At 62.2% G+C, this 15,508-nt stretch carries 14 protein-coding genes and 1 tRNA gene; 12 read left to right on the top strand and 3 right to left on the bottom strand.

Annotated elements, in window-relative coordinates; genetic code table 11:
* Window positions 1-49: 49 nt before the first annotated feature.
* From ftsZ to M3N55_RS07190, 5 genes are all read left to right on the top strand, one after another.
* Complete coding sequence (ftsZ, locus tag M3N55_RS07210; RefSeq protein WP_249057846.1) at window positions 50-1,762, top strand: cell division protein FtsZ; 1,713 nt, start codon at window positions 50-52, stop codon at window positions 1,760-1,762.
* 224 nt (window positions 1,763-1,986) lie between these two features.
* Window positions 1,987-2,898: a UDP-3-O-acyl-N-acetylglucosamine deacetylase gene (lpxC, locus tag M3N55_RS07205; protein WP_249057845.1), complete on the top strand. Its 912-nt coding sequence runs from the start codon at window positions 1,987-1,989 to the stop codon at window positions 2,896-2,898.
* 97 nt (window positions 2,899-2,995) lie between these two features.
* A complete protein-coding gene (locus M3N55_RS07200) occupies window positions 2,996-3,838 on the top strand; it encodes an outer membrane protein assembly factor BamD (protein ID WP_249057844.1) in 843 nt (280 codons plus the stop codon).
* A gap of 37 nt (window positions 3,839-3,875) precedes the next feature.
* A complete protein-coding gene (gene recN / locus M3N55_RS07195) occupies window positions 3,876-5,531 on the top strand; it encodes a DNA repair protein RecN (protein WP_249057843.1) in 1,656 nt (551 codons plus the stop codon).
* A gap of 13 nt (window positions 5,532-5,544) precedes the next feature.
* The gene (locus tag M3N55_RS07190; protein WP_249057842.1) at window positions 5,545-5,892 is read left to right on the top strand and encodes a hypothetical protein; all 348 of its coding nucleotides are present in this window, start codon (window positions 5,545-5,547) and stop codon (window positions 5,890-5,892) included.
* Between the two features lie 13 nt (window positions 5,893-5,905).
* Here the strand turns inward: M3N55_RS07190 and M3N55_RS07185 are convergent, their stop codons facing one another.
* Window positions 5,906-6,115: a DUF6324 family protein gene (locus M3N55_RS07185; protein WP_249057841.1), complete on the bottom strand. Its 210-nt coding sequence runs from the start codon at window positions 6,113-6,115 to the stop codon at window positions 5,906-5,908.
* 115 nt (window positions 6,116-6,230) lie between these two features.
* On the opposite strand from M3N55_RS07185, the gene M3N55_RS07180 reads away from it, so the two are divergent.
* The 3 genes from M3N55_RS07180 (at window position 6,231) to dacB (ending at window position 8,628) form a co-directional block, all read left to right on the top strand.
* A tRNA-His gene (locus tag M3N55_RS07180) sits at window positions 6,231-6,307 on the top strand.
* 80 nt (window positions 6,308-6,387) lie between these two features.
* Window positions 6,388-7,026 carry a nicotinate-nucleotide adenylyltransferase gene (locus tag M3N55_RS07175; protein ID WP_249057840.1) on the top strand — a complete coding sequence of 213 codons (639 nt, stop codon included), beginning with the start codon at window positions 6,388-6,390 and terminating at the stop codon, window positions 7,024-7,026.
* Between the two features lie 132 nt (window positions 7,027-7,158).
* Window positions 7,159-8,628, top strand: coding sequence for a D-alanyl-D-alanine carboxypeptidase/D-alanyl-D-alanine endopeptidase (dacB, locus tag M3N55_RS07170; RefSeq protein WP_249057839.1), 1,470 nt, complete (start codon window positions 7,159-7,161; stop codon window positions 8,626-8,628).
* Between the two features lie 4 nt (window positions 8,629-8,632).
* Here the strand turns inward: dacB and accC are convergent, their stop codons facing one another.
* Window positions 8,633-9,982: an acetyl-CoA carboxylase biotin carboxylase subunit gene (gene accC / locus M3N55_RS07165; RefSeq protein ID WP_249057838.1), complete on the bottom strand. Its 1,350-nt coding sequence runs from the start codon at window positions 9,980-9,982 to the stop codon at window positions 8,633-8,635.
* A gap of 13 nt (window positions 9,983-9,995) precedes the next feature.
* Complete coding sequence (gene accB, locus M3N55_RS07160; protein ID WP_249057837.1) at window positions 9,996-10,475, bottom strand: acetyl-CoA carboxylase biotin carboxyl carrier protein; 480 nt, start codon at window positions 10,473-10,475, stop codon at window positions 9,996-9,998.
* A 177-nt stretch (window positions 10,476-10,652) separates the two neighbouring features.
* Here accB and M3N55_RS07155 point away from each other — a divergent pair, with 177 nt between their 5' ends.
* From M3N55_RS07155 to M3N55_RS07140, 4 genes are all read left to right on the top strand, one after another.
* A complete protein-coding gene (locus M3N55_RS07155; protein WP_249057836.1) occupies window positions 10,653-11,972 on the top strand; it encodes a helix-turn-helix domain-containing protein in 1,320 nt (439 codons plus the stop codon).
* Between the two features lie 159 nt (window positions 11,973-12,131).
* Complete coding sequence (locus M3N55_RS07150) at window positions 12,132-12,500, top strand: response regulator transcription factor (protein WP_249057835.1); 369 nt, start codon at window positions 12,132-12,134, stop codon at window positions 12,498-12,500.
* Entirely contained in the window at window positions 12,497-12,790 is a 294-nt protein-coding gene (locus M3N55_RS07145; RefSeq protein ID WP_249057833.1) for a hypothetical protein, read from the top strand. The genes M3N55_RS07150 and M3N55_RS07145 overlap by 4 nt, the downstream gene beginning before the upstream one ends.
* A 5-nt stretch (window positions 12,791-12,795) precedes the next feature.
* Window positions 12,796-15,504, top strand: coding sequence for a sensor histidine kinase (locus M3N55_RS07140; protein WP_249057831.1), 2,709 nt, complete (start codon window positions 12,796-12,798; stop codon window positions 15,502-15,504).
* Window positions 15,505-15,508: the final 4 nt, after the last annotated feature.

The raw sequence follows: 15,508 nt of genomic DNA, 5'->3' as shown, positions 1-15,508 counted from the left end.
CGCGCAGGGTTATCTGTATTGCGCTGTATAAAAAGAGGCGGAGTAGGCAATGGCATTGAATTTCGTGCAGACAGAGCAGCGCAACGAACTGGCCCCACGGATCACCGTGTTCGGTGTGGGCGGCGCGGGCGGCAATGCTGTCAATAATATGATTGAGCAAAGCCTCGAAGGCGTTGATTTCGTCGTGGCAAATACCGACGCGCAGGCATTGCAGCAAAACCGCGCGCAGGGCCGCATCCAGATGGGTGTCAAGATCACCGAAGGGCTGGGCGCCGGCGCGCGTCCGTCGGTCGGGTCGGCTGCCGCCGAAGAAACCATAGAAGAGATCATCGACCATCTGGCCGGGGCACATATGTGCTTTATCACAGCCGGTATGGGTGGCGGCACTGGCACGGGCGCTGCCCCGATCATCGCGCAGGCCGCGCGCGAATTGGGTGTGCTGACCGTGGGTGTCGTGACCAAGCCATTCCAGTTCGAAGGCGCCAAGCGCATGCGCCAGGCAGAAGAAGGGATCGACGCGCTTCAGAAGGTTGTCGATACTCTTATCATCATCCCAAACCAGAACCTGTTCCGGCTGGCGAATGAGCGCACCACCTTCACCGAAGCCTTCGCCATGGCCGATGACGTCCTGTATCAGGGTGTCAAGGGCGTGACGGACCTGATGGTGCGCCCGGGCCTGATTAACCTTGATTTTGCCGATGTTCGCGCCGTGATGGACGAAATGGGCAAAGCCATGATGGGCACCGGCGAAGCCTCCGGCGAGGATCGTGCGGTGCAAGCCGCTGAAAAGGCCATTGCCAACCCGCTTCTGGACGAAATCAGCCTGAACGGCGCACGCGGTGTTCTTATCAACATCACCGGCGGGCACGACCTGACGCTGTTCGAATTGGACGATGCCGCAAACCGCATCCGCGAAAAAGTGGACCCCGAGGCGAATATCATCGTCGGTTCCACGCTTGATCCGTCCATGGAAGGCATGATCCGCGTTTCCGTTGTTGCAACCGGCATCGATGTTGAAGCAGATCACAAGGTCGAAGCGCCGCGCGAAACCGCAGCGTTCATGGATCGTCCTGCTGCGCAACCGCTGCGCATGGCAGAACCTGTTGCCCGTGCGCCACAGCCCGAACAGCGTCCTGCGCCGCAAGCCGAACCGGAACAGCCCAATTTGTTCGCGTCCGAGCACGCGGCCCCCGCGCATGATCAAGCGGCGGCCTACCAGCCGCAGCAACTGTCGGCGCCACAACGCGCCTATGCGCCAGAGCCGCAACGCTCGCGCTTTGGCGGCCAGCCTGCCGCGCAACAGCCGCAGCATATGGCCGAAGAGCGTTTCGACCTGGACGAGGTGTTCGAGGAACCGGCACAGGTTGCGCATGAACAGTCTGGCCCGTCCGGGTTCACGGCGCCGCGCCGCGCCGCGCCCGGCACGCCCTCGCCGGAAACCTTGGCACGTCTGCAACAAGCTGTTCAGAAAGCACCGGAAAGCCGTGGCGGCTATGCGCGCCCCGCAGCCCCGTCTTTTCCCAGCCGCACTGCGCCAGCCGCCAGCCGTTCAGCACCTGCGCCACAGCCAGAAGCCGAAAAGGCGGGCCGGTTCGGGATTGGGTCGTTCATCAGCCGTATGGCCGGGCAATCGCATGACAGCCACGCGGCAACCGCGCGCCATCCGGCCCAGCATGCACCCTCTTATGAAGAGGAAGCCGAGCGCGGGCATCCCGATGATCGTATCGAAATTCCGGCATTCTTGCGTCGTCAGGCGAATTGAGACACAAATTACGATCACATTGTTAAATTGGAATGGGCCGGTTCTTCCGGCCTTTTTCATTTAATATCATAGGGTTAATCGCGCGTTTTCAATATGTGCGGATTTCCGCCGCTCCTGATGCAGGTTGTTACATTGGGTCACAATCTGTGAATTGCGAATGATGCCCTTACAATATTACGAACGCGTAAACAGGCCCGCAGAGGTCACAGGCGTAGGTGGTAAAAATGCAAAGAACCGTTGCACGGGATATCGCGATCAATGGCATTGGCCTGCATGGCGGCAAACCCGTTCGCATGATCGTGCGTCCGGCGGCTGCGAATGCCGGCTTGTGCTTTGTTCGGACCGATCTTGGCGGCACCATTGCCGTAGACCCTGAAAACTGGGTCGAGGCCAGCCTGTGCACCATTCTGCGCAATGATGATGGTCATGAAGTGCGCACTGTCGAGCATTTGTTGGCCGCGCTGCACGGCTGTGGTGTGCATAATGCGCGGATCGAGATTGACGGCCCGGAAGTGCCTATCCTGGATGGGAGTGCTGCCCCATTTGTGCGCCGCATTCTGGAAGCGGGCCTGACGGAAAGCACTGTGCCGGTAACCGTTCTGCGCGTGCTGCGGGACGTGTCGGTCAAGCGCGGTGATGCGCGCGCAACGCTGCGCCCGTCCGCGGAATTCCGCATGTCCTTCGATATCGATTTTGCCGACCCGGCCATTGGGCATCAATCTGCCAGCATGGAGCTGCGTAACGGAACCTTCCTGCGCGAGCTGAGCGATTGCCGCACGTTCTGCATGCGTGGCGATGTCGAGATGATGCAGGCCAATGGCCTTGCCCTTGGCGGCACTCTGGACAACGCTGTGGTGTTCGACGATGGACAGGTGCTTAGCCCCGGCGGTTTGCGCCGCCGTGATGAGCCCGTGCGCCACAAGATGCTGGACGCCATGGGCGACCTGTATGTGCTGGGCCGCCCGCTGCTGGCGCATTACGAAGGTGAGCGTGCGGGCCACGCCTTGACCGGCTTGTTGCTGCGGACGCTTTTGGCTGACCCACGGAACTACCGCATTGAGCCTTGCGATGACCGCTTGCAGGCGCGACTGCCCGGCGCAGGAACCAGCTTGCGCGACCTGCCGCTTACAGCTTAAGCTGAACCGGGGCCGACAAGGTTAAAAGGCGTTTTGCGCACCTGTTTTTTATGTGCTACGACCTTCAATGATGCTGACGGGATAGGGTGCTGCCGACATGATCGCTGGTCGTGGATTTCTGCGTTTTGGGCTGACATGCGCCATTGTTGCGCTGCTTTCCGCGTGTGCGCCCGAAGACGCACCCGACGAATCCCTCGCGGGTTTCTCTGCCGAGGAGATTTACAAGCGCGGCGAATATGAACTTGAAACTTCGCGCCGGTCTGCCGACTCGTTGCGCTATTTCAAGGAAATAGAACGTCTTTACCCCTATACCGAATGGTCGCGTCGCGCGCTTATCATGCAAGCATTTGCGCATCATCGCGCCCGCGAATACGAAGATAGCCGGGCCGCCGCGCAGCGGTTCCTTGACACCTATCCGGGTGACAAAGACGCGCCCTATGCCGCCTATCTGTTGGCATTGTCCTTCTACGATCAGATCGACGAAGTGGGGCGCGATCAGGGTCTGACCTTTCAGGCGTTGCAACATTTGCGCCGCGTGATCGAGGAGTATCCCGACACCGATTACGCGCGCTCTGCCGTGTTGAAGTTCGAGCTGGCTTTTGACCATCTGGCCGCCAAGGAAATGGAGATCGGCCGCTACTACTTGAAGCGGGGCAATTACAAAGCTGCGATCAACCGGTTCCGCGTGGTGGTAGAGGATTTCCAAACCTCCACCCATACACCCGAAGCCTTGCACCGTCTGGTCGAAGCGTATCTGTCGCTGGGCTTGCGTGACGAAGCGCAAACGGCGGGCGCAGTGCTTGGTTACAATTTCGAAGCCAACCCCTTCTATGAGGAAAGTTTCGCGCTGCTGACAGGGCAGGGCTTGTCGCCAGAGGCGCAAGGCGAAGGCTGGTTGCAGGCTATTTATCGGCAATCGGTTCTGGGGAGATGGCTCTGACCGCGCAGCAAGTTGCGCGGCTGGGCTGACCGCACCCATGTTAGTGTCGCTAGACATCCGCGATGTTCTGATCATCGACCACCTGGAACTCACTTTCCAGCCGGGGTTGAACGTGCTGACCGGCGAAACCGGTGCCGGAAAATCCATTCTGCTTGATTCGCTTGGGTTCGTTCTGGGCTGGCGTGGCCGCGCGGAACTGGTGCGGCAAGGGGCGGCGCAGGGCGAGGTGATTGCCGAATTCGTGCTGGCGCCAGACCATCCGGCCCATGCCATCCTTGCCGAGGCGGGCTTGCCATCGGGTGACACGTTGCTGTTGCGCCGGGTCAACACGCGCGATGGGCGCAAGACCGGTTGGGTGAATGACCGCCGCGTGTCTGGCGAGGTGCTGCGCGCACTGTCCGAGACGCTTGTTGAACTGCACGGGCAACAGGATGACCGGGGTTTGTTGAACCCGCGCGTGCATCGTGACCTGCTGGATGCGTTCGCGGGGCTGGACCTTGGGCCGTTGCGCGCGGCGTGGTCGGCTTTGGCCAAGGCGCGCAAGGCGCAAACACAGGCTGAAAGCCAGATGCAGTCGGTGCAGGCGGAAGAGGAGTTTTTGCGCCACGCCGTGGCCGAGCTGGACGTGCTGGCCCCTGAACCGGGTGAAGAGGCGCAGCTTGATGCGCAACGCCGTCTGATGCAGCAGGCAGAGAAGGTCTGCGCCGATATCGCACGCGCTGCGACCGCCCTGTCGGATGACGGGGCCGAGCGTCTGGTGGGCGATGCCACTCGCTGGCTGGAAGACGTGGCCGACGCGGTCGAAGGGCGTTTGGACCCGGCGCTGGATGCGCTGTCGCGCGCGATGGACGCCCTGGGCGAAGCGCAAATGACCGTCGCCGCCTGCATGGACGCGCTGGAGTTTCACCCCGGCGCGCTGGAGCAGTTGGAGGACCGGCTGTTCGCCATTCGCGGGCTGGCGCGCAAACATGGTGTGTTGCCCGATGACCTGAGCGGTTTTGCAGATGATCTGCGCGCGCGACTTGACCGGCTGGACAATTCTGCCCGCGATATGGCATCGCTGGCGCAAGCTGTCAGCGATGCACAAAGCGCGTATGACAGCGCCGCCGCCACGGTTTCCGACGCGCGCGCGCAGTCTGCTGCCCGGCTTGATGCAGAGATGGCGGGCGAGCTGGCCCCCTTGAAGATGGAGCGCGCGCAGTTTTCCACCGCGATCACCCGATCCGATGCCGGGCCAGAAGGCTGGGACGCCGTGACGTTCGAGGTCGCGACCAACCCCGGCGCTCCGAAAGGGGCGCTGTCGAAAATTGCTTCGGGCGGGGAATTGTCGCGCTTCCTGCTGGCGCTGAAAGTGTGCCTGACGCGGGGCCAACCCGGCATGACCATGATCTTTGACGAAATCGACCGGGGCGTGGGCGGGGCCACCGCCAATGCCGTGGGGCGGCGTCTGCGCGCGCTTGCCGAAGGCGCTCAGGTGTTGGTGGTCACACATTCGCCGCAGGTCGCGGCATTGGGCGCCCACCATTGGCGGGTCGAGAAAAGTGTGACGGACGGGCAGACCCTGTCGCGCGTTGTGCCACTTTCCGCCGAAGCGCGGGTGCAAGAGATTGCGCGCATGTTATCGGGTGATAAGGTCACAGATGCGGCGCGTGCGGCGGCGGAAGACCTGCTATCTGCGGTGCCCCAAAGTTAACAAGAGGTTCGCCATGTCTTTGCCCCGCAGCCTGCGTGTTGTCACCCTGCTTCTTGCCGCAGCCAGCCTTGGTGCCTGCACCCTGACCGCGATTCCGCGCCCCATGCCAATCGTTCCGGCCCCCGGCGCAACCCCTGCCACACCGGCCGCCGGCATGGCCGGGGCCGAAGCGGCTTGCACCGCAGCAGGACGTGAGCGGGGTCTGGATGTGCTGGGCGTGGCCAGCGCGCGCGACGTGATGGGCGCGGATGGTGCGCCGGAACGCGATGTGATGTTGCAGGTTGCGCGCAACGGAACCCGGCTGGAAGTGCGGTGCAACTACCAGCCGGTGACCGGCGTCGCGCGGATCATGCTGATCTGACGCAACGCGAGGCTTAGCCCTTGCGGCCTTTTGGGGCGCCGCCCAAGCCGCGTGCGGCCTGCGCTGCCACGCGCAATTCCTCGGCAATTTCGTCGGCTTCGTCGGGATCGAAATCCATCGGAAGTTCAACGCCGTTCCCGGCCACATAGATGCGGACCATACCATTTTCGGTTGGCCCGATCTGCAAATCCGCCGCGATGTCGGTTTCTGAATTGATGCTCATGTGTCTGCCCTTTCCAAGCCGCAAATTCTGATGTTGCGATACGCTGCACGCCGTGCATTTTCAAGCGCGGCCCCTCTTGCAATCGCCCGCGCGCGGCGCTATCCCCGCACGCAAGGCCGCCTTAGCTCAGTTGGTTAGAGCGCTGGATTGTGGATCCAGAGGTCCCCCGTTCAAGCCGGGGAGGCGGTACCATTCCCTTTATGTTATATCTTTTCTTTCTGTTGGTTGTCACTATGGCGCGCAGCTTGTAGGTGCGTGGCTATACAAGCTGCATGACAAAAGGGTTTACGCTTGTGCCGGTTCTGCCGCGTTATCTGTTGCCGCACGCGCCGGACGGGGCGAGTGTTGGAGTGTTCGGCGGCTCTTTCGACCCGGCGCACCACGGGCATGTGCATGTCACCCGCCATGCCTTGCGCGCCCTTGGACTGGACCAGCTTTGGTGGCTGGTGACGCCGGGAAATCCGCTCAAAGCCAATGCGCCCGCCTCTCTGTCGGCCCGGATTGCCCGTGCAGAAAGCCTTGTTGACGACCCGCGTGTGACCATCACCGGGGTGGAGGAGCAACTGGGAACCCGTAAAACCTACGACACGCTGGCCGCGCTGCAATCGCATCTGCCGCGTCTGCGCTTTGTCTGGATCATGGGGGCCGATAATCTGGCCGCTTTTCATCATTGGGAAAACTGGCGCAGCATTGCGGCGCGCGTGCCCATTGCGGTAATTGCCCGGCCCGGTGCGCAACAGGCCGCGCTTGGGTCGGTTGCCGCGCGCACGCTGCGCGGGCATCGCGTGCCACAGTCAAACGCCGCCGGGCTTGCCATGATGGCACCGCCCGCATGGTGTTTCGTGACGATCCCGATGCGGGCGATTTCCTCGTCCGATCTGCGTGCCGAAGGCCGCTGGCCGCAGCGCTGAGTGTGCCGAAACGAAGTGTTTCGCAATCTTCACCTATCAAGACCCTTCTCGGATTGCTCGAATCACGGTTAAAACAAAGGTGGCCGTTTGTTGCCGATGTGAAGTGGAATTTGAGTGCAGGACGATTTTCAAATGAGGTTGCGACGGCGTGATGTTCTGACCGCTCTGGCTGGCGCGGGTGTTACCTTGGCGCTGCCAGCTTGCGCCAATGCACCGGAACGCTCGCTGATCCCACCTGCCAGGCCCGCCCAAGCGGCGGATGCCATTGTAAGCCGTGCGGGGCTTGGCGGGGACATTGCCTATACTTTGCTGGACATGTCGCGCGGCACGCTTTTGGAAGGGCGTGGCGCCAATACGGGTCTGCCCCCGGCCAGTGTTGGCAAGACGATCACGGCGCTATACGCGCTAGAGCATCTGGGGCCGCGGTTCCGGTTTTCGACGCGTGTTCATGCGACCGGCCCGGTGCAAGATGGCGTGCTGCGCGGTGATCTGGTGCTGGCGGGTGGGGGCGATCCGACGCTGGATACTGACGCATTGGCCGGGCTTGCAGAACGGTTGGTGCAAGGTGGTATGCGCCGCGTTGACGGGCGCTTCCTTGTCTGGGGCGGAGCATTTCCCGCAATCGACCAGATCGCTGACGACCAAGCGCCACAGGCCGGGTATAACCCCTCGGTTGGCGGCCTGAACCTGAATTTCAACCGGGTGCATTTCGAATGGGCGCGGCAAGCGAATGAGTATCGCGTGACCATGGATGCCCGCTCGGACCGGTTCCGGCCCGAAGTGCGACTGGCGCGGATGCAGATCGCCAATCGCGCCAGCCCGGTTTACACCTTTCGCATGGCGCGTGGGCGCGAGGAGTGGTCGGTCGCGCGCGGGGCGCTTGGCAATAGCGGATCGCGCTGGTTGCCAGTGCGCCAGCCCGATCTTTATGCGGGAGAGGCATTTCAGGCATTGGCGGCGGCTCAGGGACTGGCCTTGCCCGCCCCGCAACGGGTGAATGCCGCCCCGCAAGGGCAGGTCTTGGCCGAGCACCGGTCTGACCCGCTGGAAGACCTGTTGCGCGCTATGTTGCGGTTTTCGACCAATCTGACCGCAGAGGCGGTCGGGCTGCGCGCGACCGTCGCCAGCGGCACCATGCCGGGCAGTTTGCGGGCTTCGGGCATGGCCATGAGTGACTGGGCGCGCCGACGCTACGGCATGACCAGCCTGAGCATGGTCGATCATTCCGGGCTGGGGGCCGCCTCGCGCGTGTCGATGAGCGATCTGGCCAACATGTTTCACCGGGCTGCGCGCGATGGGCAAATCAGGCCGTTGCTACGCGAGCACCCGTTCCGTGACGGCAATGGGCGCCAACTGCCCGCGCAACCCTTCGAGGTGTTGGCCAAGACTGGAACGCTGTATTTCGTCTCTGCGCTGGGGGGGTATATGCGCAGCCATTCGGGCCGTGATCTGGCATTTGCGATCTGCTCGTCAGACCTGTCGCGCCGCGCGCAGGTGGTCGGAGAAGACCTGGACCGCCCAGAGGGCACCGCAGAATGGGCACGCGCCGCCCGCACCATGCAGCAGGACTTGCTGCATCGGTGGGCGCGGACCTATGCGTGACGCCTTATTCGGGCGCAGGCGTTTCCAAGAACTTTTCAAGCCAGTGAATGTTGTAATCGCCGGTCAGGACCGCAGGCTCGTTCAGAAGCGCGTGGAATAGCGGCACAGAGGTATCGACCCCGTCGATGATCAATTCGCCCAAGGCGCGGTGCAAACGAGCGAGCGCTTCGGGCCGGTCGCGGCCATGCACGATCAGCTTGGCGATCAGGCTGTCGTAATAGGGCGGAATCGTATAGCCCGAATACAGCGCGCTATCCATCCGCACACCCAAGCCGCCGGGGGCGTGATAAGTGTTCACACGACCGGGGCAGGGGGTGAAATTCGGCAGCTTTTCGGCGTTGATGCGCACTTCAATAGCGTGGCCGTTCACCTTCAAGTCGTCTTGCGCAATCGACAGCGGCAAACCGGCGGCCACGCGGATCTGTTCGCGCACAAGGTCAACACCGAAGATGGCTTCGGTCACGGGGTGTTCGACCTGTAGGCGTGTGTTCATCTCAATGAAGAAAAACTCGCCGTTCTCGAACAGGAATTCGATCGTGCCGGCACCGCGATAACCAATGTCTGCGACCGCCTTTGCACAGGTTTCGCCAATGCGCGCGCGGGTTTCGGCGTCAATCTCGGGGCCGGGGGCTTCTTCCAGAACCTTCTGGTGGCGGCGTTGCAGCGAGCAGTCGCGCTCGCCCAGATGCACGGCATTGCCACGCCCATCGCCAAAGACCTGCACCTCTATGTGGCGCGGCGTGCCGAGGTATTTCTCGATATAGACCTCGTCATTGCCAAAGGCAGCCTTGGCTTCGGCGCGCGCGGTGCGAAAGGCGGTTTCCAGCTCTGCGGCGTTGCGCGCCAGTTTCATGCCGCGTCCGCCACCGCCGGCCGTGGCCTTGATGATGACCGGATATCCGATGTCGTCTGCCACCGTTTGCGCGGTTTGCAGATGCGCGACCCCGCCTTCGGAACCGGGCACACACGGCACGCCCAGAGCTTTCATCGTGTCCTTGGCAGTAATCTTGTCGCCCATCATCCGGATATGTTCGGCCGACGGCCCGATAAAGGCGATGCCGTGATCTTCGACCACTTGCACGAATTCGGCATTCTCGGACAGAAAACCATAGCCCGGATGAATGGCATCCGCGCCCGAAATCTCGCAGGCCGAAATGATAGACGGCACGGACAGGTAGCTATGTGTCGATGACGGCGGGCCGATGCAGATCGCCTCGTCTGCCATGCGGACATGCATGGAATTCGCGTCAGCTGTGGAATGCACCGCGACAGAGGCGATCCCCATCTCGCGGCAGGCGCGGATCACGCGCAGCGCGATCTCTCCGCGATTGGCGATCAGGATCTTCTTGAACATGCCGGGTCCGCCCTTATTCGATAATCATCAGCGGCGCGCCGAATTCCACGGGCGAGGCATCGCCCACCAGAATGCGCTTGACCACGCCCGCGTGCGGGGCCGGAATGTGGTTCATGGTTTTCATGGCTTCGATGATAAGGAGCGTGTCGCCCTCTGCCACCTGCGAGCCGACACTGACGAAATTTGACGCGCCGGGTTCCGGTGCCAGATAAATCGTGCCCACCATGGGAGAGGTGACAGCCCCCGGATGGTCTGCCGGGTTGCCGCTGGTGACTGGCGTGTCCACTGGCTGTGGAGCACCGGCAGGCGCTGGGGCAAAAGCGGCCGGCGCGGCCTGCAGGGGTGCGGCTTGCGGCACCATTTTCGACACGCGCACATTCAGGCTGTCATTCTCGCCATATTCGCGCTTGACGTTCACCTCTGTCAGGTCGTTCTCGTTCAGCAATTCTGCGAGGGCTTTGATGAAGGCGACGTCGGCATCGTTGCGGGACATGAATACCTCTATAACTGGCGAAGGGCTGGGCAATTTGCACCCGGTGTTTAGCCGCGGCTTATACTGGCTATGGCAGGTGGTGTGAAGCGGCGTTTTTGGCCCAAATGCATGCCACCCGTCTGTCTGATCTTCACAGGCTGGTCAAATTCTGTAAATTGAGCCTTCGGAGGATCGTAAATGTCGCGCAGCGCCCTGACAGGCACCCGTATTCGCGCCCGTCGCACTTTGCGCGGCATACGCCAGACTGACCTTGCGCGCGAGGTTGGTGTCTCGCCCTCTTATCTGAACCTGATCGAGCATAACCGGCGCAAGGTCAGCGCCCCGCTTCTGGGCGCGCTGGCGCAGGCACTTGGCGTGTCTTCCGATGCGCTGGTCGAGGATAGCGACGCCCGGCTGGTCGAAGGCGCGCGCGCCGCGGCACTGCGCTCTGACACCGAGTTGGGCGATCTGGAGCGGATCGACGACCTGATCGGGCGTTTTCCCGGTTGGGCCAAGGTGCTGGCAGACACGCACGCGCGCGTCGAGGGGCTGGAGCGCGTGGTCGAGCAGCTTAGCGACCGCATGACCCATGACCCCTATCTGGCTGACGCCTTGCATGAGATCATTTCTGCCGTGACATCCGTGCAATCAACTGCCGCAATTCTAAATGATGACGAAGCGCTGGCCCCGGAATGGCAGGACCGGTTTCATCGCAATATCCTGACTGATTCCGGCCGGTTGGCCGAAGGGGCGGTGGCGTTGGTCAACTACATTGACAATGCCAAGACCGGAGAGACGGGGATCGCGTCACCGCAGGAAGAGGTCGAGGCGTGGCTGGCCCGCGAGATGTATCACTTGCCTTTCATCGAAACCGCCAGCATGGACGCCGCGGAAGCCTATCTGGCTGGGCAGGTGGACCTTGCGTCAAGCGCGTCACGACAGCTTGCGCTTGCGTGGCTGGCGCAGATGCAGGCCGATGCCCGCGCCATACCGCACGCTGCCCTTGATGCGGCGCTTGGGTTGCATGGCGTGACCCCGGATTTGCTGGCCGCAGAGTTCGGCTGCGACCTGGATGCAGTGCTGCGTCGGCTGGCCCATTTGCCGCCCGATCTGGCCGAAGCGCATGGCGTGCCGCCCCTTGGGCTGGCGATTTGTGACATGTCGGGGACCTTGTTGTTTCGGCGCCCGGTCGAAGGGTTTGCCTATCCGCGCTTTGGCGGCGGGTGCCCGCTTTGGCCGTTGTATCAGGCGCTGCGCCAGCCGCATGTTCCGTTGCGCGCCAGTCTTGTGACCGCCGGGCGCATGGGAAGGCGCTTCACCGCTTTCGCGGTGGCGCGTGTCAGCGGCCCCGCCCGGATGGACCTGCCCCCGGTGCTGCGCGCGACAATGCTGCTTGTGCCGCAGGCCGAACACAGCGGCGACAGTGCCGTGCTTGCTGTCGGGGCCAGTTGCAGAACCTGCCCGCAGCTGGAGTGTGACGCGCGGCGCGAACCGTCTATTCTGGCGACGGGCGGATAAGGGATGATATGCGGCTTTGACAGAATTGTCATAATGCTGAATAAAGTATCTGCGCGGCGTCGGGAGGAGCGATGACGTCCGCGCATTTGATGGCCGCGTGCGCAATGCGCACGCGGCAGCTGCCAAGAACTGGCCTTTGACCGGGAGGGGTGGCCTGTGGTGCAAAAGCGCATTCTGGTGATAGAGGACGAGCCGAACATCTCGGAAGCGATCCGCTTCATCTTGACCCGCAATGGCTGGCAGGTCGAGGTTGAGGCCGATGGTCTTGCCGCGTTGTCTCGTTTGCGGGCCGATCCGCCGGATGCTCTGATCCTTGATCTGATGCTGCCGGACATGGATGGGTTCGAGGTGTTGCGCAATCTGCGCGCCGATGCGCCAACCCGTGACCTGCCGGTGTTGATGTTGACAGCCAAGGGCCAGAGCGCCGACCGCGATCTGGCCGCACGGCTGGGTGTGACGCGGTTCATGACCAAGCCTTTCGCAAACGCTGAAGTGGTGTCGGCCCTGCAAGATATGGTCGGTCCGTGAAGTCGCCGCGCACACCGCCCTTCCTTGCGCGTGACAGCTACCGCCTGCGCCGCCTGATGGATGCCGCGCGCTTCCTTCCGATCTTTGGCTTCGTGCTATTGCTGTTGCCGTTGATGCGCGAAGACCCCGAAACCGGCGCGGCCTCTACGGCCAGTGAAGGGGTTTACCTGTTCGCGATCTGGCTGGCGCTGATTTTTGGCACATGGCTGATGTCGCGCGGGTTGCGCAAGGTGTTCGATGAGCCCGAAAAGACCCCGCCAAAAACCCTGGATGCAGGCCGCAAGGATTAGCGCCCATGTCCTTTAACCTGCTTGTTCTGACCTGTCTGGCCTATGTGGCGCTGCTGTTCGCTGTCGCCTCATTGGCCGAGCGAAGTGCAGAGGACGGACGCGCGGGCTGGTTGCGGTCGCCGCTTGTCTACACGCTGTCGCTGTCGGTCTATTGCACGGCCTGGACGTTTTATGGCGCGGTCGGCTATGCTGCGCGTTCGGGGTTGGAGTTCATGACGATCTACCTTGGCCCGACGCTTGTCTTTGTGGGCTGGTGGGTTGTCCTGCGCAAACTGGTGCGTATCGGGCGGGAAAACCGGGTCACATCCATCGCCGATTTCATCTCATCGCGCTATGGCAAATCCAACCTGCTGGGTGTGATCGTGACCTTGTTGTGCATCTCGGCAGGCACGCCCTATATCGCGCTGCAACTGCAATCCATTGCGCAATCCTTCACGGTGTTCGTCACCGACATAGACAGCGCGCCAGTGGCGGGCGACCGCACCCTGATCGCGCTTTGGGTGGCGATGGGGCTTGCGTTTTTTACCATTGTTTTTGGCACGCGCAACCTGGATGCCAATGAACAACACCACGGTGTTGTCACCGCCATCGCGCTGGAAGCCGTGGTCAAGCTGGTGGCGCTTCTGGCGGTGGGTGTTTTCGTGGTCTGGGGCGTGGCCGATGGCCCCGCCGATATGCTGGCCCGGATCGACGCGCAAGCGCTGCCTGAATGGCAGATCCAGCCGGGGCGCTGGACCGGGCTGATTTTGCTGTCCGCCATTGCAATCATCACCTTGCCGCGCATGTTCCAGGTGCTGGTGGTCGAGAATGTCAATGACAAGCATCTGGCCACCGCAAGCTGGGCCTTTCCGACCTATATGTTTGCGATCAGCCTGTTCGTGCTACCGATTGCGGCCATTGGCATGGAATTAATGCCAGCGGGCGCCAATCCTGACATGTTCGTGATGACCTTGCCACTGGCGCTGGGGCGGGACGATCTGGCGCTGCTGGCCTTTCTGGGCGGCTTTTCGGCGGCGACGTCTATGGTGATCGTGGCGTCGCTGGCGCTGGCCACGATGGTGTCGAACCACATCGTTGTGCCGCTTTGGCTGCGTCTGCGCACCGCGCAAGGGCAAGACACCGGCGACATGCGGCTGCTGGTGCTGAATGTGCGGCGATTGTCGATCAGCATCGTGCTTGGGCTGGGGTATCTGTATTACACGCTGTCGGGCGGGTCCGAAGCATTGGCGGCCATCGGCCTGATCGCCTTCGTGGGGGTGGCCCAAATCCTGCCAGCGCTTCTGGGCGCGCTGTTCTGGCGCGGGGCCAGCCGGACCGGAGCCGCGCTGGGCTTGGTCGCGGGCGCTGCAATTTGGGCTTATACATTGCTGCTTCCAAGTTTTGGTGCCGGCATAATCCTGCCCGCGCATGTCATGGCGGACGGGCTGCTTGGCCTGCCTTGGTTGCGGCCCTACAGCCTGTTTGGTCTGACCACGCTCGACCCGCTGCTGCACGCGCTGTTCTGGTCGCTTCTGGTCAATGCGCTGGCCTTTTGTCTGGGGTCATTTCTGAGCTTTCCCAGCCCGATCGAACGCGTCCAGGGCGCGCTTTTCGTCAATATCTATGACCGTCCGGGCCTTGCGCGAAGCTGGTCGCGCCCAATGGCGCAGGCCGAAGACCTGTTGTCCATGGCGCAGCGCATCATCGGTGTGAAATCGGCGCAGGGCTTTTTTCAGGCGCAAGCGGCGGCACAGGGCAAGGCGGGTTTCTTGCCCGACATTACCCCGGAGTTTCTGGAAGCGCTGGAACTGAAACTCGCCGGGTCCGTGGGCGCGGCAACAGCCCATGCCATGATCGCGCAATCGGCGGGCACTGCGGTCGTTTCGGTCGAAGACCTCATGGCCGTGGCGTCGGAAACCGCGCAGATCATGGAATATTCCAGCCAGCTGGAAGCGCAGTCCGAGGAGCTATCACGCACCGCGCGCAAACTGCGCGAAGCCAATGACAAGCTGCGCAAGCTGTCGGTTCAGAAAGACGCCTTCTTATCCCAGATCAGCCATGAATTGCGCACGCCGATGACCTCGATCCGCGCCTTTTCAGAGATCTTGATGGAGGCCGATGGCTTGTCGGCCGAGGAGCAAGCGCATTTCGCCGAAGTCATCCATGACGAATCCATCCGTCTGACCCGGCTGCTTGATGACCTGTTGGACCTGAGCGTGCTGGAACATGGTCAGGTTCAACTGGATGTCGCGCCCGCCAATCTGCGCAAGCTGATCGACCAGGCGATCACATCGTCAAAATCGGTTCAGGCGCAGCGGCACTTCCGTATTTTGCGATCGCGCGATGACGAAGAGGTTATGATTACAACCGATGGTGGCCGCCTGACGCAGGTCTTCATCAATATCCTGTCGAATGCGCGCAAATACTGCACCAGCGAGACACCCGAAATGCACATTCAGGTCCGCCGCGCGCAGGACCTGATAGAGATCGACTTTACCGACAACGGCTCTGGTATTCCCACAGCAAGCCAATCGTTGATTTTCGAGAAATTCTCACGCCTGACCGATTCCCTGCAAGCGGGTGGCGCGGGGCTTGGCCTTGCGATCTGCCGGGAGATCATGCAGAATCTTGGCGGCGACATTATCTATGTGCCGGGGCAGGGCGGAGCATCCTTCCGGGTCAGCTTCCCGCGGGTGCTGAGCCTGCCCGCACCCCGGAAAGACGCAGCGGAATAGCGCG

Source organism: Roseinatronobacter domitianus (assembly GCF_023336755.1).
Classification (GTDB): Bacteria; Pseudomonadota; Alphaproteobacteria; order Rhodobacterales; family Rhodobacteraceae; genus Roseinatronobacter; species Roseinatronobacter domitianus.
Note: the sequence above shows the minus strand (reverse complement) of the source record. Positions and strands in the feature narration are given on the sequence as shown.

What these genes read in the sequence shown, in the direction of transcription:
- ftsZ (WP_249057846.1), top strand. Translation starts at nt 50, where the DNA reads ATGGCATTGAATTTCGTGCAGACAGAGCAGCGCAACGAACTGGCCCCA.
- accB (WP_249057837.1), bottom strand. Translation starts at nt 10,475, where the DNA reads ATGTCCCGCAACGATGCCGACGTCGCCTTCATCAAAGCCCTCGCAGAA.
- M3N55_RS07200 (WP_249057844.1), top strand. Translation starts at nt 2,996, where the DNA reads ATGATCGCTGGTCGTGGATTTCTGCGTTTTGGGCTGACATGCGCCATT.
- M3N55_RS07185 (WP_249057841.1), bottom strand. Translation starts at nt 6,115, where the DNA reads ATGAGCATCAATTCAGAAACCGACATCGCGGCGGATTTGCAGATCGGG.
- accC (WP_249057838.1), bottom strand. Translation starts at nt 9,982, where the DNA reads ATGTTCAAGAAGATCCTGATCGCCAATCGCGGAGAGATCGCGCTGCGC.
- lpxC (WP_249057845.1), top strand. Translation starts at nt 1,987, where the DNA reads ATGCAAAGAACCGTTGCACGGGATATCGCGATCAATGGCATTGGCCTG.
- recN (WP_249057843.1), top strand. Translation starts at nt 3,876, where the DNA reads ATGTTAGTGTCGCTAGACATCCGCGATGTTCTGATCATCGACCACCTG.
- dacB (WP_249057839.1), top strand. Translation starts at nt 7,159, where the DNA reads ATGAGGTTGCGACGGCGTGATGTTCTGACCGCTCTGGCTGGCGCGGGT.
- M3N55_RS07190 (WP_249057842.1), top strand. Translation starts at nt 5,545, where the DNA reads ATGTCTTTGCCCCGCAGCCTGCGTGTTGTCACCCTGCTTCTTGCCGCA.
- M3N55_RS07155 (WP_249057836.1), top strand. Translation starts at nt 10,653, where the DNA reads ATGTCGCGCAGCGCCCTGACAGGCACCCGTATTCGCGCCCGTCGCACT.
- M3N55_RS07175 (WP_249057840.1), top strand. Translation starts at nt 6,388, where the DNA reads ATGACAAAAGGGTTTACGCTTGTGCCGGTTCTGCCGCGTTATCTGTTG.
- M3N55_RS07140 (WP_249057831.1), top strand. Translation starts at nt 12,796, where the DNA reads ATGTCCTTTAACCTGCTTGTTCTGACCTGTCTGGCCTATGTGGCGCTG.